This window comes from Caldimonas hydrothermalis, from assembly GCF_056746695.1.
Genome location: NZ_JBWQXA010000012.1, coordinates 11,238 through 36,722, shown reverse-complemented (window position 1 = coordinate 36,722; position 25,485 = coordinate 11,238). Strand labels below are relative to the sequence as shown.

The 25,485-nt window shown below is 68.0% G+C and carries 23 protein-coding genes, 1 tRNA gene and 1 riboswitch; of the genes, 10 read left to right on the top strand and 14 right to left on the bottom strand.

The genetic code is table 11. The annotated features are described in order from the left end of the window. The first annotated feature begins 155 nt into the window (after positions 1–155). Both clpS and clpA read left to right on the top strand, forming a co-directional pair. Positions 156–515 (top strand): ATP-dependent Clp protease adapter ClpS, encoded by a 360-nt coding sequence (gene clpS / locus AC1ECW_RS14060; protein WP_409704607.1) that lies wholly within the window; start codon positions 156–158, stop codon positions 513–515. Further along, the gene (gene clpA, locus AC1ECW_RS14055; protein ID WP_481202077.1) at positions 512–2,818 is read left to right on the top strand and encodes an ATP-dependent Clp protease ATP-binding subunit ClpA; all 2,307 of its coding nucleotides are present in this window, start codon (positions 512–514) and stop codon (positions 2,816–2,818) included. The genes clpS and clpA overlap by 4 nt, the downstream gene beginning before the upstream one ends. A gap of 48 nt (positions 2,819–2,866) precedes the next feature. Here clpA and AC1ECW_RS14050 read toward each other — a convergent pair whose 3' ends face one another. The 5 genes from AC1ECW_RS14050 to AC1ECW_RS14030 form a co-directional block, all read right to left on the bottom strand. Next, entirely contained in the window at positions 2,867–3,652 is a 786-nt protein-coding gene (locus AC1ECW_RS14050) for a M90 family metallopeptidase (RefSeq protein WP_481202076.1), read from the bottom strand. A 5-nt stretch (positions 3,653–3,657) separates the two neighbouring features. Continuing rightward, positions 3,658–4,470 (bottom strand): UDP-2,3-diacylglucosamine diphosphatase, encoded by an 813-nt coding sequence (locus AC1ECW_RS14045; RefSeq protein ID WP_409704601.1) that lies wholly within the window; start codon positions 4,468–4,470, stop codon positions 3,658–3,660. A 5-nt stretch (positions 4,471–4,475) separates the two neighbouring features. After that, complete coding sequence (locus AC1ECW_RS14040) at positions 4,476–4,970, bottom strand: peptidylprolyl isomerase (protein ID WP_409704599.1); 495 nt, start codon at positions 4,968–4,970, stop codon at positions 4,476–4,478. A 3-nt stretch (positions 4,971–4,973) separates the two neighbouring features. After that, entirely contained in the window at positions 4,974–5,537 is a 564-nt protein-coding gene (locus tag AC1ECW_RS14035) for a peptidylprolyl isomerase (protein ID WP_409704633.1), read from the bottom strand. 84 nt (positions 5,538–5,621) lie between these two features. After that, positions 5,622–6,173 carry a tetratricopeptide repeat protein gene (locus AC1ECW_RS14030; RefSeq protein ID WP_481202075.1) on the bottom strand — a complete coding sequence of 184 codons (552 nt, stop codon included), beginning with the start codon at positions 6,171–6,173 and terminating at the stop codon, positions 5,622–5,624. A 106-nt stretch (positions 6,174–6,279) separates the two neighbouring features. On the opposite strand from AC1ECW_RS14030, the gene cysS reads away from it, so the two are divergent. From cysS to tilS, 4 genes are all read left to right on the top strand, one after another. Beyond that, positions 6,280–7,653 (top strand): cysteine--tRNA ligase, encoded by a 1,374-nt coding sequence (gene cysS / locus AC1ECW_RS14025; protein WP_481202074.1) that lies wholly within the window; start codon positions 6,280–6,282, stop codon positions 7,651–7,653. A 5-nt stretch (positions 7,654–7,658) separates the two neighbouring features. Next, complete coding sequence (locus AC1ECW_RS14020; protein WP_481202073.1) at positions 7,659–8,300, top strand: DNA-3-methyladenine glycosylase family protein; 642 nt, start codon at positions 7,659–7,661, stop codon at positions 8,298–8,300. Between the two features lie 67 nt (positions 8,301–8,367). Continuing rightward, on the top strand, positions 8,368–9,339 hold the full coding sequence (locus tag AC1ECW_RS14015; RefSeq protein WP_481202072.1) for an acetyl-CoA carboxylase carboxyltransferase subunit alpha: 972 nt from the start codon (positions 8,368–8,370) through the stop codon (positions 9,337–9,339). Further along, positions 9,339–10,658, top strand: a complete 1,320-nt coding sequence (gene tilS / locus AC1ECW_RS14010) for a tRNA lysidine(34) synthetase TilS (RefSeq protein ID WP_481202071.1) — start codon at positions 9,339–9,341, stop codon at positions 10,656–10,658. Before AC1ECW_RS14015 ends, tilS begins: the two co-directional genes overlap by 1 nt. Positions 10,659–10,670: 12 nt before the next feature. Here tilS and AC1ECW_RS14005 read toward each other — a convergent pair whose 3' ends face one another. Next, positions 10,671–11,351: a Crp/Fnr family transcriptional regulator gene (locus tag AC1ECW_RS14005; protein ID WP_481202070.1), complete on the bottom strand. Its 681-nt coding sequence runs from the start codon at positions 11,349–11,351 to the stop codon at positions 10,671–10,673. 128 nt (positions 11,352–11,479) lie between these two features. Here AC1ECW_RS14005 and AC1ECW_RS14000 point away from each other — a divergent pair, with 128 nt between their 5' ends. Both AC1ECW_RS14000 and AC1ECW_RS13995 read left to right on the top strand, forming a co-directional pair. Next, positions 11,480–12,748, top strand: a complete 1,269-nt coding sequence (locus AC1ECW_RS14000) for an aspartate kinase (protein ID WP_409709849.1) — start codon at positions 11,480–11,482, stop codon at positions 12,746–12,748. Positions 12,749–12,816: 68 nt separating this feature from the next. Next, a tRNA-Ser gene (locus tag AC1ECW_RS13995) sits at positions 12,817–12,909 on the top strand. 384 nt (positions 12,910–13,293) lie between these two features. Here the strand turns inward: AC1ECW_RS13995 and AC1ECW_RS13990 are convergent. The 6 genes from AC1ECW_RS13990 to AC1ECW_RS13965 form a co-directional block, all read right to left on the bottom strand. Beyond that, entirely contained in the window at positions 13,294–14,595 is a 1,302-nt protein-coding gene (locus AC1ECW_RS13990) for a cobyrinic acid a,c-diamide synthase CobB (protein ID WP_481202069.1), read from the bottom strand. Between the two features lie 4 nt (positions 14,596–14,599). Further along, complete coding sequence (gene cobO, locus AC1ECW_RS13985) at positions 14,600–15,229, bottom strand: cob(I)yrinic acid a,c-diamide adenosyltransferase (RefSeq protein WP_481202068.1); 630 nt, start codon at positions 15,227–15,229, stop codon at positions 14,600–14,602. A gap of 3 nt (positions 15,230–15,232) precedes the next feature. Beyond that, entirely contained in the window at positions 15,233–16,033 is an 801-nt protein-coding gene (locus AC1ECW_RS13980; RefSeq protein ID WP_481202067.1) for an ABC transporter ATP-binding protein, read from the bottom strand. Continuing rightward, positions 16,030–17,034, bottom strand: coding sequence for a FecCD family ABC transporter permease (locus tag AC1ECW_RS13975; protein WP_409706813.1), 1,005 nt, complete (start codon positions 17,032–17,034; stop codon positions 16,030–16,032). The genes AC1ECW_RS13980 and AC1ECW_RS13975 overlap by 4 nt, the downstream gene beginning before the upstream one ends. 20 nt (positions 17,035–17,054) lie before the next feature. Further along, positions 17,055–18,896 (bottom strand): TonB-dependent receptor domain-containing protein, encoded by a 1,842-nt coding sequence (locus tag AC1ECW_RS13970; RefSeq protein WP_409706810.1) that lies wholly within the window; start codon positions 18,894–18,896, stop codon positions 17,055–17,057. A gap of 62 nt (positions 18,897–18,958) precedes the next feature. Next, a riboswitch (cobalamin riboswitch) is annotated at positions 18,959–19,205 on the bottom strand. 18 nt (positions 19,206–19,223) lie between these two features. Further along, entirely contained in the window at positions 19,224–20,129 is a 906-nt protein-coding gene (locus tag AC1ECW_RS13965; protein WP_481202066.1) for an EamA family transporter, read from the bottom strand. A gap of 116 nt (positions 20,130–20,245) precedes the next feature. Between AC1ECW_RS13965 and AC1ECW_RS13960 the strand changes: the two genes are divergently transcribed. After that, complete coding sequence (locus AC1ECW_RS13960; protein ID WP_481202065.1) at positions 20,246–20,737, top strand: Lrp/AsnC family transcriptional regulator; 492 nt, start codon at positions 20,246–20,248, stop codon at positions 20,735–20,737. After that, complete coding sequence (gene rraA, locus AC1ECW_RS13955; RefSeq protein ID WP_409706801.1) at positions 20,734–21,231, top strand: ribonuclease E activity regulator RraA; 498 nt, start codon at positions 20,734–20,736, stop codon at positions 21,229–21,231. Before AC1ECW_RS13960 ends, rraA begins: the two co-directional genes overlap by 4 nt. A gap of 40 nt (positions 21,232–21,271) precedes the next feature. On the opposite strand, the gene serB is transcribed toward rraA, so the two are convergent. After that, positions 21,272–21,973, bottom strand: coding sequence for a phosphoserine phosphatase SerB (gene serB, locus AC1ECW_RS13950; RefSeq protein ID WP_409706798.1), 702 nt, complete (start codon positions 21,971–21,973; stop codon positions 21,272–21,274). A 36-nt stretch (positions 21,974–22,009) separates the two neighbouring features. After that, positions 22,010–25,453, bottom strand: a complete 3,444-nt coding sequence (mfd, locus tag AC1ECW_RS13945; protein ID WP_409706795.1) for a transcription-repair coupling factor — start codon at positions 25,451–25,453, stop codon at positions 22,010–22,012. Positions 25,454–25,485 lie beyond the last annotated feature (32 nt).

Genomic DNA, 25,485 nt, shown 5'->3' with positions numbered 1-25,485 from the left:
GCTACTTTTGTAAGGGAATTCTCAGCTTGGCGTTCCGGGCTTGTCAAGGTTTGGGACTGGACGGGTTTGTCTCGAAATGTGAGCAGATGCCGCTGAAGGGGGGGCGAGATTGGCGCAGGGACAACAGGGTGGTCGTGACTCGATAGAATGAATCCATGCCCCGAAACGCGATGAATCCGCCTCCCTCCCCGCCGTCCGGTCCGCCGCGGCCGGACGACGGCCAGGGCTCGGTCGTAGCGGAGCGTCAGGCCTCCCGGGTCGAGCCGCCGCGCATGTACCAGGTGGTCATGCTCAACGACGACTTCACGCCGATGGAGTTTGTCGTGATGGTGTTGCAGGAATTCTTTCACCGCGACCTGGAAACGGCCACGCACATTATGTTGAAGATCCACCACGAGGGTCGGGGCGTGTGCGGGGTCTACACCAAGGATGTGGCCGCGACGAAAGTGGAAATGGTGCTTGCCGCCGCGCGCCGCGCGGGGCATCCTTTGCAGTGCATTATGGAGGCCACATGATTGCCCAGGAACTTGAAGTCAGCCTGCACATGGCGTTCGTCGAGGCGCGCCAGCAGCGCCACGAGTTCATCACGGTGGAGCATCTGCTGCTGGCCCTGCTCGACAACCCCTCGGCGGCCGAGGTGCTGCGTGCCTGCTCCGCCAACATCGAGGATCTGCGCAAGAGCCTGACGCACTTCATCAAGGAAAACACCCCGACGGTAGGCGGCACCGACGAGGTGGACACCCAGCCCACGCTGGGCTTTCAGCGTGTGATCCAGCGCGCGATCATGCACGTGCAGTCCACCGGCAGTGGCAAGAAGGAAGTCACCGGCGCCAACGTGCTGGTGGCGATCTTTGGCGAGAAGGATTCGCACGCCGTCTACTACCTGCACCAGCAAGGTGTCACGCGCCTGGACGTGGTGAACTACATCGCGCACGGCATCAAGAAGTCCGAGCCGCCCGAGCCGGCCAAGCCCAGCGAGGGGCAGGCCGGCAATGGCGAGGCGGAAAAGGACGAGGGCGAGGGCAAGGGCTCGCCGCTGGAGCAGTTCACCCAGAATCTCAACCAGCTCGCTCGCGATGGCAAGATCGACCCGCTGATCGGCCGTGAGCACGAGGTGGAGCGGGTCATCCAGGTGCTGTGCCGCCGTCGCAAGAACAACCCGTTGCTGGTGGGCGAGGCCGGGGTGGGCAAGACGGCCATCGCCGAGGGGCTGGCCTGGCGCATCACTGAAGGTGAGGTGCCCGAGGTGCTGGCCGACTCCACCGTCTACGCACTGGACATGGGGGCCTTGCTGGCGGGCACGAAATACCGTGGCGACTTCGAGCAGCGCCTCAAGGGGGTGCTCAAGGCGCTGAAAGACCAGCCCAATGCGGTGCTCTTCATCGACGAAATCCACACCCTGATCGGCGCCGGCGCGGCTTCGGGCGGTACGCTCGATGCCAGCAACCTGCTCAAGCCGGCCCTCAGCTCGGGGGCGCTCAAGTGCATCGGTGCCACCACCTTCACCGAGTACCGCGGCATCTTCGAGAAGGATGCCGCCCTGTCGCGGCGCTTCCAGAAGATCGATGTGGTCGAGCCCTCGGTGGAGCAGACCGTGGAGATCCTCAAGGGCCTGAAGTCGCGCTTCGAGGAGCACCACAGCGTCAAGTATGCGCTCGGGGCGCTGCAGGCGGCGGCGGAGCTCTCGGCCAAGTACATCAACGACAGGCACCTGCCGGACAAGGCCATCGACGTGATCGACGAGGCCGGGGCGGCCCAGCGCATCCTGCCCAAGAGCAAGCAGAAAAAGACCATCACCCGTGCCGAGGTGGAGGAGATCGTCGCCAAGATCGCCCGCATCCCGCCGGCCAGCGTGAGCAACGACGATCGCTCCAGGCTGAAGAACCTCGACCGCGACCTCAAGAGCGTGGTCTTCGGCCAGGACGCGGCCATCGACGCGCTGGCCGCAGCCATCAAGATGGCCCGCTCGGGTCTCGGCAAGCCTGACAAGCCCATCGGCTCGTTCCTGTTCTCAGGGCCTACCGGCGTGGGCAAGACCGAGGTGGCCAAGCAATTGGCCTACATCCTGGGCATCGAGCTGATCCGCTTCGACATGTCCGAGTACATGGAGCGGCATGCGGTGAGCCGCCTGATCGGTGCGCCGCCGGGTTATGTCGGTTTCGACCAGGGCGGATTGCTGACCGAGGCGGTCACGAAGAAGCCGCATGCGGTGCTGCTGCTCGACGAGATCGAGAAAGCCCACCCGGATGTCTTCAACGTGCTGTTGCAAGTCATGGACCATGGCACGCTGACCGACAACAATGGACGCAAGGCCGACTTCCGCAACGTCATCATCATCATGACGACCAACGCGGGGGCCGAGACGATGAACAAGGCAACGATCGGCTTCACCACGGCCCGCGAGGCGGGCGACGAGATGGCCGACATCAAGCGGCTGTTCACGCCCGAGTTCCGCAACCGCCTGGATGCCATCGTCAGCTTCAGGCCGCTGAACGAGGAGATCATCCTGCGGGTGGTCGACAAGTTCCTGCTGCAACTGGAAAGCCAGCTTGCCGAGAAGAAGGTGGAGGTCACTTTCACCGATGCGTTGCGCAAGCACCTGGCGAAGAAGGGGTTCGACCCGCTGATGGGCGCGCGGCCGATGCAGCGCCTGATCCAGGACACCATCCGGCGAGCCCTGGCCGACGAGTTGCTCTTCGGTCGTCTGGTCGATGGAGGGCGGCTCGTCGTCGACCTCGACGCCCAGGGCGAGGTGGTGCTGGACATCCAGCCCCACCGCAAGAGCGACAAGCCCAGGGCCGAGCCGGCCACGGCCTGAGCGCCGCTGCCGTCCGAGACGGGCCCCCGGCGGGGCCCGTTCGTGTTTTCAGCCCATGGGGCCCGCAGCCGGGTCCTGCCGGAAGTAGCCGCCGAACAAGGTGTAGAGCTCGGGGTGGTGCAGCTTGAAGGCCTGGGGCGCCACGAAGAAGGCCTCGGCCGCCACGGGAAAGAACTCCTCGAGGGCCTCGCTGCCGTAGGGGTCGAGAAAGGTGTCGAGCCCGAGGTCGACCTCCCGGCAGAAGGCCTCGAAGGCCGGCTCGATCACCGATCGCCACTGCTGACGGGAGGCCCGGTCGGGCAGGGGGGGCATGCCATCGGCCTGACCATCGGCCATGTCGAGTTTGTGGACGAACTCGTGGATCACGACGTTGTAGCCCCACTGGGCCAGCTCGCCGGCCTCGGACACATCGGCCCAGGACAGCATCACCGGCCCTCCTTCCATCGCCTCGCCGGCCAGCACCTCGTCGTAGTGGTGGACGACGCCGTCTTCATCGGTGACCACCCGGCGGGCCAGGACCTCGGCCGGGTGGACCACGATGCCGACGAAATCGTCATAGGCCTGCAAACCCAGGTGCAGCACCGGCAGGCAGGCCTGGGCGGCGATCGCCACGGCCATCTCGTCGGTGAGGACAAGGCCGTTGGCCCCGGAGAATTCCTTGCGATCGAGGAACAGTGTGGCCATCCGGCGCAGGGCCGTGAGGTCCTCAGCCGAACGCGCGGCCAGGAAGGGGAAGCGCTCGAGCGTCCGGGCCCACAGCGCATGGGGAATCGCGCGGCGCGCCAGCACGCGCGCCTCCTGCCATGACCGCCAGCGTTGCCACCATCCGCCCATGGCCGTCACGGGGCGGCGGGCACGGCCAAGCGCTGCAGGCCCTGGGCCTGCAGGCGCAGCACCTCGCCACGGGGGGGGTGTCCGTGGGTGTCGAAGTCCCAGTCGGACAGCACATGCCGTTGCCGTCCTTCGGGCAGGCTGTGGTCGGCGGGGCGGTGCGTGTGCCCGTGGATGAGTGCCTCAGCCTCACAGGCGCGCAGCCAGTCCAGGACGGCTGCCGCGTCCAGGTCGCCGTAGCCCTCCAGACCGTGCTCGCGCTTGCGCTGTTCACTGGCGCAGCGCATGCGGGCCGCCAGTTCACGCCGTTGCGCCAGCGGCTGGGCCAGGAAGGCTTGCTGCCAGGACGGCTCACGCACTTGGCGGCGGAAGGCCTGGTACTCGACATCGTCCAGGCACAGGGCATCGCCGTGGCTGAGCAGCCAGCGCCGGCCAAAGGCGACGAGCACGGTCGGATCGGGCAGGGCCTGCACGCCGCAGCGCGCAAGAAAGTCCGGGCCCACCAGGAAGTCGCGGTTGCCGGCCATGAAGTAGAGCGTCCTCGTGCGTGAAGCCTCGCGCAGGATGGCTGCACAGTGTGCCTCGAAGCTGCCTGGCTCGGCTGCATCGTCGCCCACCCAGACCTCGAAAATATCCCCCAGCAGGATCACCGCCTGGGCGGCCGTGGTGGTCAGATGGCGGGCCCAGGCCGCCGTCGTGCCCGGCAGGCCGGCCTGCAGGTGCAGGTCCGACAGGATGTCGATCGCCGTCCAGCGCGACGGGGCGTGCAGCTCAGGTACCGGCTGCGGGGCAGGAGGAGGAGACGGGCGGGCCGCGCTCAAGCGCTTCAGACCTCGACGGCCTTCTCGATCACCACATCGTCGACGGGCACGTCATCATGGAAGCCGCGCCGCCCGGTGCGGACCCCCTTGATCCGGTCGACCACCTCGGTGCCGGCCACGACCTTGCCGAACACCGCATAGCCCCAGCCTTGCGGGGTTTCGGACTTGAAGTTGAGGAAGTCGTTGTTGGCCACGTTGATGAAGAACTGCGCGGTGGCCGAGTGCGGGTCGGAGGTGCGCGCCATGGCCAGGGTGTAGATGTCGTTCTTCAAACCGTTGTTCGCCTCGTTGCGAATGGGCGCATCCGTGGCCTTCTGCTTCATCCCGGGCGCAAAGCCGCCGCCTTGGATCATGAAGCCGTCGATGACACGATGGAACACGGTGCCGTCGTAATGGCCCTTGCGTACGTAGTTCAGGAAGTTCTCGGTGGACAGGGGGGCCTTCTCGGCATCGAGTTCGATGCGGATGACCCCGAGGTTGGTGTGCAGTTCAACGGCCATGATTCATTTCTCCACAGTGGCTTGGCGGATGATCACCGGTTCGACCGGGACGTTTTGGTGCGGCCCCTTGCTGGTGGTGCGCACGGCCTTGATCTTGTCGACCACGTCCATGCCGGCGACCACGCGGCCGAAGACCGCATAGCCTTGGCGGTCCGGCGCGTTGGGGGCGTCGAGGAAAGGATTGTCCCTGACGTTGATGAAGAACTGCGCCGTGGCGGAGTTCGGGTCCATCGTGCGGGCCATTGCGATGGTGCCGCGCTGGTTGCTCAGGCCGTTGCGGGCCTCCAGCGGGATCGGCGCGCGGGTGGGCTTCTGAGCCATGTCGGGCGTGAAGCCGCCGCCCTGGATCATGAAGCCGTCGATGACGCGGTGGAAGATGGTGCCGTCGTAGTGACGCGCCCGCACGTACTCCAGGAAGTTCTCGACGGTCCTGGGGGCCTTGGCGGCGTCGAGCTGGATCACGATGTCGCCTTGGGTGGTGGACAGGCGCACGGTCTGCGCCCAGGCCGGAAGGGCCAGGACCCCGGCCAGGACCAGGGTCACCCCCCAGGCGAAGCAGCGTTGCATCATCTTGGAAACCTCCGTGTGGATCGTGGCTCGATTGTCGTCCCGCTCGGGGCGGGCCGTGGGGTGGCCCGGGCAACCCCGCGTTCAACGGGGGGGCACCCGGACCGGGGTGAAGAGCTCACGCACCAGGGCCAGTTTGACGGGCAGGCCCGGGTGTCCGGGTTGCTGTTCGAGGGCCCGGGCATAGGCTTGGCCGGCCAGTTTGGCGTAAATGTCGCCGAGGTTCTCATGGGCCTGGGGATAGCGCGGCTGCAGGCGCACGGCCATCTCCAGAGCCTGGCGGGCCTTCTCGTAGTGTTCCTGCCGCGAATAGATCACCGCGAGGTTGTTGTAGGCTTCGGGCAGGTCGGGGCGGTCCTCGATGAGACGCAGGTACTGGGCCGCGGCCTCATCGAGCTTGTTCTGCTCGGTCAGCACCACCGCCCGCAGGAAGCGCAACTGCACGTCCTGGGGCCGGGCCTGCAGCGCCTGTTCAACGCTGACCAGGGCGTCGGCCGTGCGCCCTTCACGCAACAGGCGTCGGATCGCATCGGGCTCAGCCGGCTGGCTCCAGCTTGCCGCGGCCCACAGGCCCAGCGCGGCCACGGCGGCAAACCGCCAGCGGCGGGGACGGGCAGCGGAGGCAGGCAGGGGCATGCGGCAGGTGGCCTGGACGGTGGCAGGGATATACTCGTTCGATTCTATCGCGGCCTGCGCCGGCTTCCCTTGCTTGAGCGCGCCGCGACCCGAGTTCACGGCACCTATGACGCTTTCCATCTACAACACGCTCACGCGCCGGCAGGAGCCCTTTTCCCCGATCGAACCGGGTCATGTGCGCATGTATGTGTGCGGCATGACCATCTACGACTACTGCCACGTGGGCCACGCCCGCATGATGATGGCCTTCGACGTGGTGCAGCGCTGGCTGAAGGTGTTGGGCTACCGCGTCACCTATGTGCGCAACATCACCGACATCGACGACAAGATCATCAAGCGGGCGGTCGAGCGCGGCATCACGATCGGCGAGCTGACCCGCGAGATGACCGCCGCGATGCACGAGGACATCGCCCGACTGGGCATCGAGCCGCCCACGCACGAGCCCCGTGCGACCGAGTACGTGCGCGAGATGATCGACCTGATCGGCCGCCTGGAGTCCAAGGGCCTGGCCTACCGGGCCCCGGGTGGCGATGTGAACTACGCGGTGCGGCGCTTTCCCGGCTACGGCAAGCTCTCGGGCAAGTCGCTCGATCAGTTGCGCGCCGGCGAGCGCGTGGCGGTGGCCGATGGCAAGGAGGACCCGCTGGACTTCGTGCTGTGGAAGGCCGCCAAAGACAGCGAGCCGGAGGAAGCGAAGTGGGACGCCCCCTTCGGCCGCGGGCGTCCGGGCTGGCACATCGAATGCTCGGCGATGAGCTGCGCCTTGCTGGGCGAGCACTTCGACATCCATGGCGGGGGCATGGATCTGCAGTTCCCCCACCACGAAAACGAGATCGCCCAGAGCGAAGGGGCCACCGGCCGGACCTTCGTCAACGTGTGGATGCACAACGGCTTCCTCAACGTCGACAACGAGAAGATGTCCAAGTCCTTGGGCAACTTTTTCACCATCCGCGACGTCCTCAAGCGCTTCGACGGCGAGACCGTGCGCTTCTTCATGCTGCGCACCCATTACCGCAGCCCCTTCAACTTCAGCGACGCCAACCTCGAGGACGCCCGCCACGCGCTGCGCCGCCTGTACACCGCGCTGGACAAGGTGACGCCGGCCGACGCGGGCATCGACTGGAGCGAGCCGCACGCCGCGCGCTTCCGCGCGGCCATGAACGACGATTTCAACACGCCTGAAGCCGTGGCCGTTCTGTTCGACCTGGCCAGCGAGACCAACCGCACGGGCTCGCCCCAGGTGGCCGGCCTGCTCAAGGCCCTGGGCGGCACGCTCGGGCTGCTGCAGGGAGCGCCGAGAGCCTATCTGCAAGGTGGCGCCGAGTTGGACGAGGCCGAGATCCAGGCCCAGATCGAGGCGCGTGCGGCTGCCAAGAAGGCCCGCAACTTCGCCGAAGCCGACCGCATCCGCGACGCCCTGGCGGCCCGCGGCGTCGTGCTGCAGGACACCCCCCAAGGCACCACCTGGGTGAAGGCCTGAACACCATGGGCCGTGTGGTCACCCCGGATTATTGGGACGATGCCTGCAAGTACCTGAGCCGGCGCGACCGGGTGATGCGCAAGCTCATCCCGCAGTTCGGCGAGGCGCGGCTGCAAAGTCGCGGAGACGCCTTCACCACGCTGGCACGCTCGATCGTGGGCCAGCAGATTTCCGTCAAGGCCGCCCAGGCCGTGTGGGATCGTTTTGCCGCGCTCACCCCCGGCCCGTCCACGCGCATCTCCCCGTCGGCCGTCCTGGCGCTGCCCGTCGATCAGTTGCGCGCCGCGGGGCTGTCGGCCCGCAAGGTGGAGTACCTGCGCGACCTGGCGACCCATTTCGACCAAGGGGCCGTGCATGTGCGCCAGTGGGCGGGCATGGACGACGAGGCCATCATCGAGGAGCTGGTGGCCATCCGCGGGATCGGCCGCTGGACGGCCGAAATGTTCCTGATCTTCCACCTGATGCGGCCCAACGTCATGCCCTATGACGACGTGGGCCTGCTCAAGGGCATCAGCCTGAACTACTTCAGCGGCGAACCCGTCTCGCGCGCCGAAGCCCGGGAAATCGGCGACGCCTGGGCCCCTTTTCGCTCGGTGGCGACATGGTACATTTGGCGCAGCCTGGACCCCCTGCCCGTGGAGTACTAGGCTTCGTTCGCCTCGCGCACATCGACAACCACAGCGGGGTGCTGCGTCCAACGTCGGGATCACCGGGATGAGCAAACGACATTTCCTCGAGTTCGAGCAGCCCATTGCCGAGCTCGAATCCAAGATCGACGAGCTGCGCTATGTGCAAAGCGAGTCGGCGGTGGACATCTCCGAAGAGATCGACCGCCTGAGCAAGAAGAGCCTGCAGCTCACGAAGGACATCTACGCGAGCCTGACCCCTTGGCAGGTCACGCAGATCGCCCGCCACCCCCAGCGCCCCTACACGCTGGACTACGTGGGGGAGATCTTCACCGAGTTCCAGGAACTGCATGGCGACCGGCATTTCGCCGACGACCAGTCGATCGTCGGCGGGCTGGCGCGCTTCAACGGCCAGCCCTGCATGGTCATTGGCCACCAGAAAGGCCGCGACACGAAGGAGCGTGCGCTGCGCAACTTCGGGATGTCGCGCCCCGAGGGCTACCGCAAGGCTTTGCGCCTGATGAAGCTGGCCGAGAAGTTCGGCCTGCCGGTCTTCACCTTCGTCGACACCCCGGGTGCGTATCCGGGCATCGGAGCCGAAGAGCGTGGTCAGTCCGAGGCGATCGGTCGCAACATCTTCGAGATGGCCCAGCTCGAAGTGCCCATCATCGCCACCATCATCGGCGAAGGGGGCTCGGGCGGCGCCCTGGCGATCGCGGTGGGTGACCAGGTGCTGATGCTGCAGTACTCGGTGTACTCGGTCATCTCCCCTGAGGGTTGCGCCTCGATCCTCTGGAAGACCGCCGACCGCGCCGCCGAAGCGGCAGAGGCCCTGGGCATCACGGCCCATCGCCTCAAGGCGCTGGGCCTGGTGGACAAGATCGTCAATGAGCCGGTGGGCGGGGCCCATCGTGACCCGAAGCAGATGGCGGCCTATCTCAAGCGCGCGCTCAACGACGCCCTGCGGCAGGTCAGCGACCTCAAGCCCAAGGAGCTGCTCAACCGCCGCTACGAGCGGCTGCAGAGCTACGGCCGCTTCACCGACACCAAAGCACATTGATGAAGACTGCGGCTGCCGCGCCCGGCGTGGTGGCGGTCGCCTACAGCGGGGGCCGTGATTCCACGGCCCTGCTGTTTGCCACGCTGCAGGTGGCCAAGCCCTTGGGTTGGCAGGTGGTGGCCTTGCATGTCCACCATGGGTTGCACCCGCGCGCTGACGAGTGGCTCGCACACTGCCGCCGGCAATGCGAGACCTGGCGGCGCCGCGGCTGGCCGGTGAGTCTGGCCTGGGAATCGCTGGGGCTGCGTCCTGCGCCGGGCGAGAGTGTGGAGGCCTTGGCGCGCCGCGCCCGATACCAGGCGCTGCGCCGCATGGCGATCGCGCACGGCGCCACGGTGGTGCTGCTGGGCCACCATCGGACCGACCAGGCCGAGACTTTCGTGCTGCAGGCTCTGCGAGGGGCCGGGGTGGCCGGCCTGGCAGGCATGCCGCTCTCGGCCTGCCGGGAGGGGCTCGTCTGGGTGCGTCCCTGGCTGGGGCGGCCCCGTAGCGAGATCGAGGCCTATGTCCGCCACCACCGGCTGGGCTATGTCGACGATGACAGCAATGCCGACGAGCGCCTTGCCCGCAACCGCCTGCGTGCCCGTGTGTGGCCGGCCTTGCTCGAGGCCTTCCCTCAGGCAGAGGCCGCGCTGGCCGATGCCGCCGCGTGGGCCCAGGAAGCGTCAGCCTGTCTCGATGAACTGGCGACGATCGACCTGTCGTCGCTGGATCACGGCCAGGGCCTGGACATCCGCGCCTGCCTGCGGCTGTCACCCGCACGGGCCCGCAATGCCTTGCGGGCGTGGATCCGGCGCTCCAGCGGCCAGCGGCCGTCGATGCCTCTGCTCGAGCGCCTGTGGCACGAAGTCCCGGGCAGAGCGATGGCCCGCTGGGAGTGGGCCGGCGGCGAGCTGCGGCTGTACCGTGGAGTGCTGCGCTGGTTTCCCAGCATGGCCGGACAGGATGATGCTCGACAGGCGGAGCGCGAGGCTCACCTGAGCCTGCGCGGGGCGGGCGCGGTCGCCCTGCCGGGGTGGGGCGGCGTGCTGCACGTCGAGGCCGTGAACCAGGGCGGCGTTCCCTGGAGCCGCCTGCGTCGCATCGAACTTCGCGCCCGCAGCGGCGGCGAGCAGTTCCAGGCCGGCACCGGGAGGCCGCCGCGCACTTTGAAGAAGCAGTTCCAGTCGGCCGGGGTGCCGGTCTGGGCACGCGAAGGGCCGCTGGTGTACGACGCGCAGGGGCACCTCCTCTTCGTGCCCAGCCTGGGCATGGATGCGCGCGCCTGGGCCGACGCCGGGCGGCGCCAATGGCGCCTGCGCTGGGAAGCCGGCGGCTGACCCGCTGATGCCTCAACGTCCTTGCGCGAAGTGCCGCAGGCCCTCGAGGTCCAGCACCGTTAGCCCCCGGTGCTCGAGTCGCACCAGGCCCGCGTCGTGCAAGGTGCGCAGCGCTGCATTGACCCGTTGGCGCGACAGGCCGCACAGCAGCCCGATCTCGTGCTGGCTGAGATCCACATAGGGCCTGGGCGAAGGATAGAGGTCGGGGTTGAAGAGCGTGGCCAGACAGCGTGCGACCTTCGCGTCGCTGCCGAGCAGACGGTCGTATTCCAGCAGCCCGATGAACAGGCTCAGCCTCGCGTTCATCAGGTTGTGCAGATAGTGGTTGAAGCCCAGGTGCGTGGCCCGCAGCCTCTCGAAGGTGGCATAAGGGACCAGCGCAATGCGCGAAGGGCGCAGAGCGATCACGTCGTACCGGCGCGCTTCACGCTTGATCAGCGAGCCTTCACCGAACCAGCCTCCGGCGCTCACGCCAGTCAGCGTGGACACCTTGCCATTGGGCGCGGTGACCGACATCTTCAGCAGGCCGTCGATCAGGCCGATCCAGTGCTCCACGACCTGTCCGGCATGGGCAGCATGGCCGCCGGCGGGCACCTCACGCTGCGAGGACTCTGCGATGACCCGGTTCATCTCGGGCAGCGGGAGGTTGCGGCCCCAGCTCGACTGACGCAGCATCTCGGCCAGCGTGTTCATGGTGCGCGATTCTAGGGATGGCCGACGGGACGAAGAGGAGGAAAACCCTCAGCCGCTGGCGCTACAATCCCATGTTTGCGACCGCGGCGCAAAAGCCAGCCAACCATCCACACCGCGCAGCACTTCCCATGGCACTCATCGTTCACAAGTACGGTGGCACGTCGATGGGCTCGACCGAGCGCATCCGCAACGTTGCCAAGCGCGTCGCCAAATGGCACCGTGCCGGCCACCAGATGGTGGTCGTGCCCTCGGCCATGAGCGGCGAAACCAACCGCCTGCTGGGCTTGGCCAAGGAGCTGGCTCCGGCAGCGCATACCACCGCCTACGCCCGCGAACTGGACATGATCGCCTCCACCGGCGAGCAGGTGTCGGTGGGCTTGCTGGCCATCGCACTGCAGGCCGAAGGCATCGACGCGATCAGCTACACGGGCTGGCAGGTGCCGGTGCGCACCGATTCGGCCTACACGAAGGCACGCATCGAGAGCATCGACGACACGCGGGTGCGTGCCGACCTCGACGCCGGCAAGGTGGTCATCATTACTGGCTTCCAGGGCATCGATGCCCAAGGCCACATCACCACGCTGGGTCGCGGCGGCTCGGACACCTCGGCGGTGGCCATCGCGGCGGCGATGAAGGCGGCCGAATGCCTGATCTACACCGATGTGGATGGGGTCTACACCACCGACCCGCGCATCGTGCCCGAGGCGCGCCGGCTGCACACCATCAGCTTCGAGGAGATGCTGGAGATGGCCAGCCTGGGATCGAAGGTGCTGCAGATCCGGTCCGTCGAATTCGCCGGCAAGTACCGCGTGCCGCTGCGTGTGTTGTCGAGCTTCACGCCCTGGGACATCCCTCTCGACGAGGAAGCCAAGTCGGGCACGCTGATCACCTTTGAGGAAGACGAGAACATGGAACAAGCCGTTGTGTCGGGTATCGCCTTCAACCGCGACGAGGCCAAAATCACCGTGATGGGCGTGCCCGACAAGCCGGGCATCGCCTACCAGATCCTTGGTGCCGTGGCCGATGCCAACATCGATGTCGATGTGATCCTGCAGAACGTCTCGCATGACGGCAAGACCGACTTCTCGTTCACGGTGCATCGCAACGACTACGCCAAGACCATCGACCTGCTCAAGGAGAAGGTCGTGCCCCACCTGGGCGCCAACGAGGTCGTGGGCGATACGAAGATCTGCAAGGTGTCGATCGTGGGCATCGGCATGCGTTCGCACGCCGGCGTGGCCAGCCGCATGTTCCGGGTGCTGGCAGAAGAGGGCATCAACATCCAGATGATCACCACCAGCGAGATCAAGACCAGCGTGGTGATCGACGAGAAGTACATGGAGCTGGCCGTGCGCGCACTGCACAAGGCCTTCGACCTCGATCAGGACGCGGCCTGAATCTGCAAAAGACCGTGCGCAGGGCCGGCATTCGCGGTTAGAATGCAGCCCTTCGTCGATTTCCGGTTGGAGACGTGACCGAGAGGCCGAAGGTGCTCCCCTGCTAAGGGAGTATGCGGGCAAAACCTGCATCGAGGGTTCGAATCCCTCCGTCTCCGCCAACCATAAATGCGGCAATGACCGCGACAGACCGCAAGACCCTCTACAGAGCCCCGTCAGACGGGGCTTTTTTGTTTTCCGATGTCGTGCTGTTCTTCGACAGCCAAGCCGAAGTGGGGGCACCATTGGGGGCACACAACGGCTGAAGGCCCCGCCATCTTCTGATTGTGGCCCCATGCCGCTCACGGACACGGCTTTTGCAACCGCCGTGGGTTGTCGAGGACGTCAAGCTCGACACCGTCAAGCGCCGCATCGATTTTGAGATTCCTGGGGCCCGAGCGAGCCCACCTGGGCGATGCGGCGGCAGCCAGTGCCTCCGGGGGCTGGTATTGATCGTTCTGGCCGTGTGGCCGAGGACGCGGCGTGCCAAGCCCGCCTGGCCGGCCTCACCCCCGCCCAAACAACCCCGCCACCACCTCTGGCGCCGACGCGAAGTAGCCGTGGAAGAAGCTCGCCGTGAGGCGGCCTTGTTGGTAGACGGCTTCGGGGCCGCCGTAGCGGCGGGGTTGGGTGAGGTGGGTGGGGCGCAGTGTGGGGCCGGCTTCGAGGCGGCTGTAGTGAAACACATGCCCGCGCAGTGAGCCCAGGGGGGTGTCCCAGTGGTGCAGGCCGATGCCGGCAAGGCGTTCGCCCATGACGGCGGTGGCATCCAGCAGGCCGGCCATGGGGTGTTCTGCGCCATCGCGCGTGCGCAGCACGCGGGCGCACGCCATCATGCCGCCGCATTCGGCCACGATGGGGCGGCCCGCAGCGTGGTGGGCGCGCAGGCTGCTCATGAATCGGTGGCAAGCGGCCAGTTTCGCGGCGTGCAGTTCGGGGTAGCCGCCGGGCAGGTACACGCCATCGCAGCCGGCCGGCACGGGTTCGTCGGCCAGCGGTGAAAACGTCCGCACTTCGGCGCCCAGCGCGCGCAGCAGGTCGAGGTTGGCTTCGTAGCAGAACGAGAACGCGGCATCGCGCGCCACGGCGATGCGGTGGCCGGCCAGCAGGGGCTCGAACAGGGGCGCGGCCTCCAGCAGCGGGGGCTGCCAGGCGGGCAGGGCCTGCAGTGCATCGGCCTCCAGCACCAGGGCGGCATCGAGGGCGGCCCAGGCGTCGTCGAGGCCGGCCTGCAGTTCCTGCGCCTGCACCAGGCCCAGGTGGCGTTCGGGCAAGGCAGTGGTGGCGCGGCCCAGGTGGCCCCACCAGGGCACCCCTTCGGGCAGGCTGCCGGCCAGCATGCGCGCGTGGCCGGGGCTGGCCACGCGGTTGGCCATGGCGCCCACCACCTGCACGCCGCGCTTGCGGCCGTGCATCTGCAAGCCCAGCGCCAGCGCACCGAAGGTTTCGGCCATGGCGCCGGCGTCGATCACGAGGAGCACGGGCAGGCTCAGGCGAGCGGCCAGGTCGGCGGCGCTGGGGGCGCCGTCGTACAGGCCCATCGCACCTTCCACCAGCAGCCAGTCGGCCTGCGCGGCGGCGCGGGCCAGTTCGCGGCGGCATTCGGCTTCGCCCACCATCCACAGGTCGAGGTTGCGCACCGGCGCGCCGGTGGCCGCAAGCAGGAAGCCGGGGTCGATGAAGTCGGGGCCGATCTTGAAGGCCCGCACGCGCTGGCCTTGCTGGCGTAAACGGCGGGCCAGCGCGCAGGTGAGCGAGGTCTTGCCTTGGCCCGAGGCGGGGCCGGCGATCAGCAGGGCACGCGTCATCGGCTCACAGCTCAATGCCGCGCTGCGCACGGAAGCCCTGCTGGAAGGCGTGCTTGACCAGGCCCATCTCGGTGACGGTGTGGGCCACCTCGATCAGCTCGGGCGGCGCGGCGCGGCCGGTGAGCACCACGTGTTGCATCGGCGGGCGTCGCTGGAGGTCGGCAATCACCTGCTGCACGTCGAGGTAGCGGTACTTCAGCGCGATGTTGATCTCGTCCAGCACGATCAGGCCCAGGGTGTCATCGGCCAGCATCTCGCGCGCCAGGGCCCAGGCGGCCTGGGCCTTGACCACGTCGCGCTCGCGGTCCTGGGTGTTCCAGGTGTAGCCCTCGCCCATGGCGTGGAAGCGCACTTCCTCGGGAAAGCGGCGGAAGAAGAGTTCCTCGCCGGTAGGCATCGCGCCCTTGATGAACTGCACCACGCCCACCTTCATGCCGTGGCCCAGGGCGCGGGCCACCATGCCGAAGGCGCTGGAGCTTTTGCCCTTGCCGTTACCGGTGTGCACGAGGATGAGGCCACCCTCGCCCTGGGCGGCTTCGATCTTGGCATCGACGATGGCTTTCTTGCGCTGCATGCGCTCGCGGTGGCGTGCGTTCAGCCCAGGGTCGGCGTCAGAGGAGGTGGCGTCGGTCATGGTTCACACAGGCATGGAGGCCTTGGCCGCCGGCAGGAAGTGGCGCAGGCCGTCCACGTCGAGGGCGCGCATGGGGCAGCCATAGGCTTCACTCAGGCGGTCTTCGGTGAGCACCTCGGCCAGCGGGCCGGCCAGCAGCCGGGGCTGGCCGTCGGCGCCGGGGGGCATAAAGAGCAGGGCGTGGGTGCAGCAGCGCTGCGCCAGGTTCACGTCGTGCAGCGACAGCAGCACCGCACGGTCGGCCAGGCCGGCCAGCAGGCGGCACACGGCCAATTGGTGGGGCACGTCGAGGTGGGCGGTGGGTTCGTCCAGCAACACCAGCGGCGTGGCCTGGGCCAGTGCGGCGGCAATGGCCACGCGCTGGCGTTCGCCGCCTGAGAGGCTGCGCACGTCCTGCCCGGCCAGGTGGGCCACGTCCAGGGCGGCGAGCTGTTCGCGGGCGATGCGTTCGTCGTCGGGGGCCAGCCAGCCGAAACGGCCGGCGTAGGGCTGGCGGGCGGCCAGCACCACGTCGAGCGCCGTGAGCGCAAACACGTCCTGGTGGTGTTGCGGGCACCAGGCGCGCAGCCGGGCCAGGGCCCGGGTGGGGATGTGAGGCAGGGGTTGACCGTCGATGTAGACCTCGCCGCTGGCCGGGTCGAGCAGGCCGGCCAGGGTGCGCAGCAGGGTGGTCTTGCCGCAGCCGTTGGGGCCCAGGAAGGCCCAGCGTTCGCCGCGCTGCACACGCAGGCTCAGACCTTTCACGAGGGTACGCTGGCCGGCGCGCACCGTGAGCTGGTGGCCGGCCAGCAGATCGGCGCTCATCCCGCCCTCCCATTGCGCAGCAGCAGCCACAGGAAGCTGGGCACGCCGATGAAGGCGGTGAGCACGCCCACGGGCAGTTGCATGGGGGCCAGCACGGTGCGAGCCAGGGTGTCGGCCAGCACCAGGAAGGCGCCGCCGGCCAGGGCGCAGGCGGGCAGCAGCACGCGCTGGTCATTGCCCACGAGCAGGCGCAGCGCGTGTGGCACCACCAGGCCCACGAAGCCGATGCTGCCCGCCACGGTGATGGCCAGGCCGGCGGCCACCGAGGCCAGCAGCACCACGCACAGGCGCAAGCGCCGCACGTTCACGCCCAGCGCATAGGCCGGGCCGTCGCCCAGCAGCATGAGGTTGAGGTCGCGCGCCAGCACGAGGGCCAGGGCCAGCAGCACGGCAGCGCCGGCCAGCGGCAGGCCCCAGCGGTCGGCGCCGTTGAGGTCGCCCAGCAGCCAGAAGATCATGCCGCGCAGCTGTGCCTCGGGCGCGATCGACAGGATGAAGGCCACGATGGCGCCAAAACCCGCGCCCACGATCACGCCCACCAGCAGCAGCTGCACGCTGGCGCGCGTGCTGTCGGCCTGGCGGCGGAAAGCCCGCGCGCCCAACAGGAAGACCAGCGCCGTGGCCACCAGCGCACCGATGGCCGCGCCCAGGTTGACCCAGGCCCAGGTGGCCCCCGCCCACAGCGCCAGCAGCGCGCCCACCGAGGCCCCGCTGGAGATGCCCAGCACATACGGGTCGGCCAGCGGGTTGCGCAGCAGGGTTTGCAGCAGCGCGCCGGCCAGCGCCAGCAGGGCGCCGCAGGCCAGGGCCGACAGCGCGCGCGGCAGGCGCAGATTCAGCACGATGTCCGCCCCGATGCCCTCGAGCCGGCCGGCCACGGCCGCCAGCACCTCGGCTGCGTCCAGCCGCTGGCTGCCCAGCCCCAGAGCGAGCATCAAGGCGAGGGCCACCCCGCCCAGCAGCACGGCATAGAACAGGGGCAGCGAGCGGACGAAGCGCATGGGCCTTCAGGCGCAGTGGCTCAGCGCGGCGACCAGCGCAGGCCGACGAACACCATGCGTCCGCCGGTGGCGTAGGTACGGGCCACCGCGTAGTCCTTGTCGCCCAGGTTGTCCACGCGGGCCAGCACGGTCCAGTCCTGCGCCAGGGTGCGGCTGGCATGCAGGCTCACGAGCCCGTAGCCGCCCAGGCGCACGGTGTTGGCCGCGTTGTCGAAGCGCTCACCGACCAGCTTCAGGTCGGCGCCCACGGTCCAGTCGCCGAGCGTGGCATCGGCGCCCAGTTGCGCATGGCGGCGGGCGCGGCGGGCCAGGAGGCGGTCGGTGTCGGCATTGAGCGGTTTCTGGAAGTCGACCGAGCCCCACAGGTTGACGGCGCCCAGGCGGTGCGCGCCCGAGAGGGTCACGCCTTTCAGGATCGCCTTGCCGGCGTTTTCGTAGCAGCCGAAGCTGCTGGCGCAGGGGCCGGGGGCACCGAAGTTGATGAGGTCCGTCACCTCGTTGCGGAAGACCACCACGCCGAACTGGCTGTTGCCCTGCGCGTAGCGCAGGCCGGCTTCCAGGTTGCGCGAGGACTCCGGCTTCAGGTCGGCCACGCCGTACTGGCTGAAGCGCTGGTAGAGCGTGGGGGCGCGGAAGGCCGTGCCCGCTGCAACGGTGGCCCGCCAGCCGGGTGCGAATGCGTAAGCATAGGAGGCGGCCCCTGTGGTCTTGCCTCCAAACTCGCTGTCGTCGTCGTGGCGGGCATTGAGCTGCACCGTGTGGCCGCGATCGCTCCAGCCGTAACCCAAGGCCAGCGCGTTTTGCGAGCGCGAGGCGTCCAGGGCCGGTGGGCCGGAGTTCTCCAGGCTGTCTTTGCGGCGCTCCAAAGCCGCGGTCAGGCGATGTGCGCCGATGCGGTATTCGTGATGCCACAGATAGCTGTCGACCTTGGTGTCGGTGAGATACGGCGAGGGGCGGGTGCGGTAACGGTCGCGCCCTTGGTTGGCGCTCAAGCGCATTCGATAGGCTGGCGACCACTGCGCCGACCATGTCAAGCCCAGGGTTTGAACGTCATACAAGGCACGGTCGTCGGCCGTGCTGGCAAAGCCGTCGTATTGGGAGTCGAGGTCGTTGACCAGCGCCGAGGCTTCCAGGCGATGCCCTTGGGCCACGGCCCAGCCCAGGCGGGCAGAGGCGGAGGTGCGTTCGTAGCCGTCGCGGTCGGCGAAGCCCACGCCCGGGCGGGTGTCGAAACCCTTGCTGTCTTCATGCCCTACGCTCAGGGCATAGTCGAGGGCACCGCTCTTGCCGTGCACGCCGATGTCGGCCTTGCGCGTACGGTGACTGCCCAAGCCTAGGCCAATGCTCGGCGTGGCAGGACCCTCGCCCTTGCGCGTGAAGATCTGCACCACGCCGGAGATGGCGTCCGATCCGTAAACGGCGGCGGCCGGTCCGCGCAGAATTTCGATGCGCTCGATCTGTTCCACCGGCAAGGCGTTCCAGCTGGCGCCCCCCGTGGACTGAGAATCGACGCGCACGCCGTCGATGAACACGGCCGTGAAGCGGTTGTCGCCGCCGCGCAAGAACAAGCTGGTATTGGCCGCCGGCCCGCCATTGCGCGAGAACTCCACGCCCGGCGTGCGCGAGAGCAGGTCCGCCACCGTGGTGGCGCCGCTGCGTTCGATGGTGTCTCGCTCGATCACGGACATGTCTGCGAGCACCTCGTCGAGCCTTTGCTCGACGCGCGTGGCCGTGACGATGACGGTGTCCAGTGTAGGGGCCTGCGCCAGCAGCGTTTGGGCAGCGGCAGCCAGCGGCGCAAGTGCGCAAGAAGGCGCAAGAATCCATCGCGCGCTGCGACGGAGGGGTCGGGCAAGAGACATGGTTGAAACGGCAATGATCGTTCCAGCCCACTTCCCCGCAGGCCAGAACCCATCGAGCGCGCGCACGCGCTCCCCTGTTGGCCGGTATCCGGGCTGACAGATCCACACCGATCACCTTCCCAGCCGCGACCCGAAGGACTCGGCCAGTGGTTGAGGATCGGCGCTGAGCGCACCCGAAGGCGTGCCCGTCTGCTTACCGTTGCGGGGGCAGCGCAGGTTGGCGTGCCGGCGGGGCCGACGGCGCTTCCTGCTTCCCGTTTAACTGCCCGGCGGGACCGCCGGGCGAGCACCAACATGGGGAATTGTAGTACGACGGATGCTGCGTCTTCATCGACGCCGCGCTGCCGTGCCGCGCAGCATCAGCACCACGCCGCCGAGCACGATGCCGGCGGCCAGCCACTCGGGGCCGGTGATGTGCTCGCCGGCCACCGTCACGCCCAGCACCATCGCGATCACCGGGTTGACGAAGGTGTAGCTCGATGCCAGCGCGGCGCTCGTGTTCGCCAGCAAGTACATGTAGGCGTTGAAGGCGATCAGCGAGCCGAACACCACCAGGTAGAACCACGCGCCCACCGCCAGCGGCTCGGGCGGCCAGGCGGGCGACTCGCCGGCAGCCCAGGCCAGCGCCATCAGCACGAGCCCGCCGCAGATCATCTCGCTGGCGAAACCCATCGCGCCCGGGGCCATCGGCAGGCTGCGCTGGCTGAGCACGCTGCCCAGCGACCAGGTGAGGCAGGCGATCGCAATCGCTGCCAGCCCCGCGGGGGAGGCCTGGAAGCCGGCGCCCTGGGTGAGCATCAGCACGCCGGCCAGGCCCACGGCGATGCCAGCCATCTCCAGGCGAGCGGGCACCACACGCCACAGCAGGTTGAGGGCCGCGATCATCAGCGGCACCACCGCGATGAAGGCCACCACCAGGCCCGAGCCCACGGTCTGCTCGGCATAGGCCGTGCCGCCCATGCCACCGCCCAGCATCAGGGTGCCCACCACCAGGGCATTGCGCCATTGGTGCGCGTTGGGCCAGGCCACGCCGCGCCAGCGCATCCAGGCGGCCAGCACCACGCCGGCCAACAGGAAGCGGGTGCCCATCTGGAAAAAAGGCGGGAAGCTGATCAGCGCATACTTGATGGCCAGGTAGGTGGAGCCCCAGACCAGCCAGGTGGCCGCGAGGCAGAGCATCACCATCGGGCTGAGCGCGGGGGCGGAGGGCAGCGAAGAGGTGGCGGTGGACATGAGCGTGTTGTCGTCAGGTGTTGAGCCGCTATGCTAGAAAAGCTTGAAGCGCCGATGAAGATGAATTCAACGGAGATGAAGCCAATCCACCGTGAATCTCAAAGAAGGAAGCTGCCTTGACTTTGAACCTGGAACTGGACCATCACGATACCCGCATCCTGGCCGAACTGCAGGCCGATGCCCGCCTGTCGATGGCCGAGCTGGGCCGGCGCGTGCACCTGAGTCAGCCGGCCGTCACCGAGCGCGTGCGCAAGCTGGAATCGGCCGGCGTCATCACCGGCTACCGCGCCAGTGTGAACCTCGCCAAACTGGGCTATGGCATCCGCGCCATCGTGCGGGTGGGGCGGGCCGAATACGCCCGGGTGGTGAAGCTCATCCAGCAGACGCCTGAGGTGATCAACGCCTACAACGTGACCGGCGAGGACAGTTGGATCCTGGAAATCGCGGTGATCGACGTCGCCCACCTCGATGCGGTGGTGACGAAGTTCTGCTTGCTCACGGAAACTTCCACCTCCATCATCCTCAACGCGGCGCGCGAGCACCAGCCCATGCTGCCGGCCCGGCCCGAGGACGTCAAACCGCCCATCAAGAAGATCGACAACGCATGAACTTCGAGACCTTCTCCACCTGCGATCTGTGCGACGAGCACAAGGCCGACACCGACGGCGCCTTCCGCGTGTTGCCGCCCGTGTTCCACAGCTACGGCGGCAAGGCCCGCTTTGCCGGCCCGGTGCGCACGGTGAAGTGCTATGAGGACAACACCGAGGTGAAAGCCTTGCTGGAAGGACCGGGCCACGGCCAGGTGCTGGTGGTGGACGGCGGCGCCTCGCTGGCCCGCGCGCTGGTGGGCGGCAACATCGCCGCCGCGGCGGCGAAGAACGGCTGGGCCGGTGTGGTGGTGAACGGCTGCGTGCGCGACCTGGCTGAGATTCGCACATGCGACGTCGGTATCCGTGCCCTGGGCCTCAACCCCATGCCTACCGAACGCCGCCACCAGGGCCAGCGCGATGTGCCGGTGCAAGTGCAGGGCGTGTGGGTGCGTCCGGGCGAATGGTTGTTCGCCGACGAAGACGGCATCGTGGTGATGCCGGCACGAGGCTGACATTCAGCCCGCACGGACCAACCGATGCGGGCTTGGCGCTTCAATGCAGCACGTCCAGCAAGCGATCCAGACCGCCAAGGTTGATCGCCACCATCGCCTGCTCGCGCACCTTGGGCTTGGCGTGGTAAGCCACGCTCAGACCGGCGGCGGCCATCATCAGGAGGTCGTTGGCGCCGTCGCCCACGGCGATGGCTTGTGAGGGCGGGCAGCCCAGGCGTTGGCACAGGGCCAGGAGCTGGCGCTTCTTTTCTTCGCCGTCCACGATGTCGCCCACCACTCGACCGGTGAGCCGGCCGTTCTCGATTTCCAGCACGTTCGAATGGGCGTGGTCCAGCCCCAAGCGCTCGCGCACGCGGTCGGCGAAGAAGGTGAAGCCGCCCGACACGAGCAGGGTGCGCAAGCCCGCGGCGCGGCAGGCGGCGATGAGTTCGGCCGCACCCGGGTTCAGGCGCAGGCGCTGGGTGTAGACCTCCATCAGCGCGTCTTCGGGCACCCCTTTGAGCAGCGCCACACGGCGGCGCAGGCTGTCCTTGAAGTCGGTGATCTCGCCGCGCATCGCGGCTTCGGTGATGGCGGCCACTTCGGCCTTCTTGCCCACGGCGTCGGCGATCTCGTCGATGCACTCGATGTTGATCAGCGTGGAATCCATGTCGAAGGCGATGGCCTTGTAGTCAGCCAGGCGCAGCGGCGGGGTGAAGCCGCGGATGACGAGCCCGGGGGCGTATTCGATGAAGGTGGTCATGGCAGGAGAAGGGGAGGGCAGTCTCTTGCGTCGGGCTCAGGCCGGGGTTGCCACCGGCGCGCCCAGCGAGCGCAGCACGTCGCGGATGAACTGGGCGCGATCCTTGGGTTCGGGCAGGGCCTTGTCAATGCGCAGCTTGTCGTTGCCGGCCAGCTTGATGTGGCGGTTCTTCTGCACCAGCTCGATGATGCGCATTGCATCGATGGGCGGGTTGGGGCGGAAGGTGATGCTCATGCCCGTGGGCGCAGCGTCGATCTTGAGCACGCCGTAGGGCTTGGCCAGTACACGCAGGCGGTGCACGTCGAAGAGGGTCTGGCCCTGCGGGGGCAGTTTGCCGAAGCGGTCGGTGATCTCTTCGAGCAGGGTGTCGATCTGGTCGGTCTTCTCGGTGGTGGCCAGGCGCTTGTAGAGGTTCAGGCGCACATGCACGTCGCCGCAGTAGCTCTCGGGCAGCAGCGCAGGGGCGTGCAGGTTGATCTCGGTGGTGACGTTCAGCGGCGAGAGCAGGTCGGGCTCGCGGCCGGCCTTCAGGTCGCGCACGGCCTGCGCCAGCATGTCGTTGTAGAGCTGGAAGCCCACTTCCTGCATGTTGCCGCTCTGGCTGTCGCCCAGCACCTCGCCGGCGCCCCGGATCTCCAGGTCGTGCATGGCGAGATAGAAGCCCGAGCCCAGCTCCTCCATGCTCTGGATGGCTTCCAGCCGTTGCGCAGCCTGCTTGGTCAGGCCTTCGACATCGGGCACCAACAGGTAAGCATAGGCCTGGTGGTGCGAGCGGCCGACACGGCCGCGCAACTGGTGCAACTGGGCCAGGCCGAATTTGTCGGCACGGCTGATGACGATGGTGTTGGCCGTGGGCACGTCGATGCCGGTCTCGATGATGGTCGAGCACAGCAGCACGTTGTAGCGCTGGGCCACGAAGTCGCGCATCACGCGCTCCAGCTCGCGCTCGTGCATTTGGCCGTGGGCCACGGCGATGCGGGCCTCGGGCAGCAGCTCGGCCAGTTTCTCGCGGCGGTTCTGAATGGTCTCGACCTCGTTGTGCAGGAAGTAGACCTGCCCGCCGCGCTTGAGCTCGCGCAACACGGCCTCTCGGATCACGCCACTGCTTTCGTTGCGCACGAAGGTCTTGATGGCCAGGCGCCGCTGCGGCGCGGTGGCAATCACCGACAGGTCGCGCAGGCCCTCCAGCGCCATGCCCAGCGTGCGCGGGATGGGCGTGGCGGTGAGCGTGAGCACGTCCACCTCCGCGCGCAGGGCTTTGATGGCCTCCTTGTGGCGCACGCCGAAGCGGTGCTCCTCGTCGATGATGAGCAGGCCCAGGCGGGCGAATTTCACGTCGGGCGAGAGCAGCTTGTGGGTGCCCACGACGATGTCCACCGTGCCGTCGGCCAGTCCGTCGAGGGCCTGGCGCACTTCCTTGCCGGTGCGAAAGCGCGAAAGTTCGGCGATTTTGACCGGCCACTGCGCAAAGCGGTCACAAAGCGTCTGGTAGTGCTGCTCGGCCAGCAGGGTGGTGGGCGCCAACAGCGCCACCTGCTTGCCACCCGTCACCGCCACGAAGGCCGCGCGCAGGGCCACCTCGGTCTTGCCGAAGCCCACGTCGCCGCACACCAGGCGGTCCATGGGGCGCGGGCTCACCATGTCTTGGATCACGGCGTGGATGGCGGCGTTCTGGTCGGGGGTTTCCTCAAAGCCGAAGCTGGCGGCGAAGGCCTCGTAATCGTGCGGCGAAAAGCGGAAGGCATGGCCTTCGCGCGCGGCGCGGCGGGCGTACAGGTTCAGCAGCTCGGCCGCCGTGTCGCGCACCTGCTCGGCCGCTTTGCGCTTGGCTTTCTCCCACTGGCCCGAGCCCAGGCGGTGCAGCGGCGCCTCGTCGGAGCTCACACCGGTGTAGCGGCTGATGAGGTGGAGCTGCGACACCGGCACGTAGAGCGTGGCCTTGTCGGCATACTCCAGGTGCAGGAATTCGCTCGGACCATCGCCCAAGTCGATGTTCAGCAAGCCCTGATACCGGCCGATGCCATGGTTGGCATGCACCACCGGGTCGCCCACTTTCAGCTCCGACAGGTCCTTGATCAGTGCATCGACGTTGCTGACCTGCTCCTGCTTGCGCCGGCGGCGTGCCGTGGGCGCCACCGCGAAGAGCTCGGTCTCGGTGACGAACTGGATGGCCGGGGCGGGCTCGGGGCGCGCCCAGTGAAAGCCACCGGCCAGCGGGGCCACGGTGATCGCGAAGTGGGCCTCACCGGCCTCGAAGGCGGCCAGCGAATCGATCGTGGGCGGCTCGATCCTGTTGTCGCGCAGCAGCTCCAGCAGGCTTTCGCGGCGGCCGGGCGATTCGGCCACGATCAGCACGCGGTGCGGCGTGGTGCCCACATGCACCTGTAGCCGCTTCAGCGGCTCGGGGGCGCCGCGTTCGGCCGAGAGGTCGGGCAGGGGGCGGGCCCAGTCCACCGGCTCGTGGCCGCGCAGCGCGAGCTGGGCATGGGCATTGGCCAGGCTGAAGAAGTCCTCGGGGCGCAGGAAGAGGTCTTCGGGCGGCAGCAGCGGGCGTTCGGGGTCGTGCTGCAAAAAGCGATGGCGCTCGCGGGTGTCGCTCCAGAAGCGCTTCAGGGCTTCGTCGATCTCGCCATGCAGGGCCAGGACGGCGGCCTCGCCCAGGTATTGGAAGATTGTGGACGTCTCGTCGAAGAACAACGGCAGGTAGTACTCGATGCCGGCGGTGGCGATGCCGTTGCCGATGTCCTTGTAGACCCGCGCCTTGCTCGGGTCGCCCTCGATGCGCTCGCGCCAACGGGCGCGGAACTTCGCGCGGGCCTCCTCGTCCATCGGGAACTCGCGCCCGGGCAGCAGGCGTACCTCGGGCACAGGGTAGAGGCTGCGCTGGCTGTCGGGGTCGAAGGTGCGGATGGAATCGACCTCGTCGCCGAAGAGGTCCACGCGGTAGGGCACCGGCGAGCCCATGGGAAAGAGGTCGATCAGCCCGCCGCGCACGGCATATTCGCCCGGCGAGACCACCTGGCTGACATGGGTGTAGCCGGCCAGGGTCAGCTGGGCCTTCAGCGAGGCTTCGTCGAGCTTTTCCTTCTGCTTGAAGTGGAAGGTATAGGCCGCCAGGAACGACGGCGGCGCCAGGCGCACCAAGGCCGTGGAGGCCGGCAGCAGCACCACGTCCACGTCCTTGCGCAGCACGCGCCATAGCGTGGCCAGGCGCTCGGAGATGAGGTCCTGGTGAGGCGAGAAGGTGTCGTAGGGCAGGGTCTCCCAGTCGGGGAACACCGCACAGCGCAAGGCCGGGTCGAAGAAGGCGATCTCGTCGTGCAGCCGCTGGGCATCGGCGGGTTCGGCGGTGATGACGGCCGTCAGGCGTCCGGCCTGAGTCTGTTCACGGGCGAAACGCGCGAGCAGCAAGGCATCGGCCGAACCCGGCGGCCGGGGCAGGGTGTAGCGCTTGCCGGGGGACAGGGACGGGATCTGCATGAGAGGCGGCCTGGCAAAAGCAAATCGCCCCG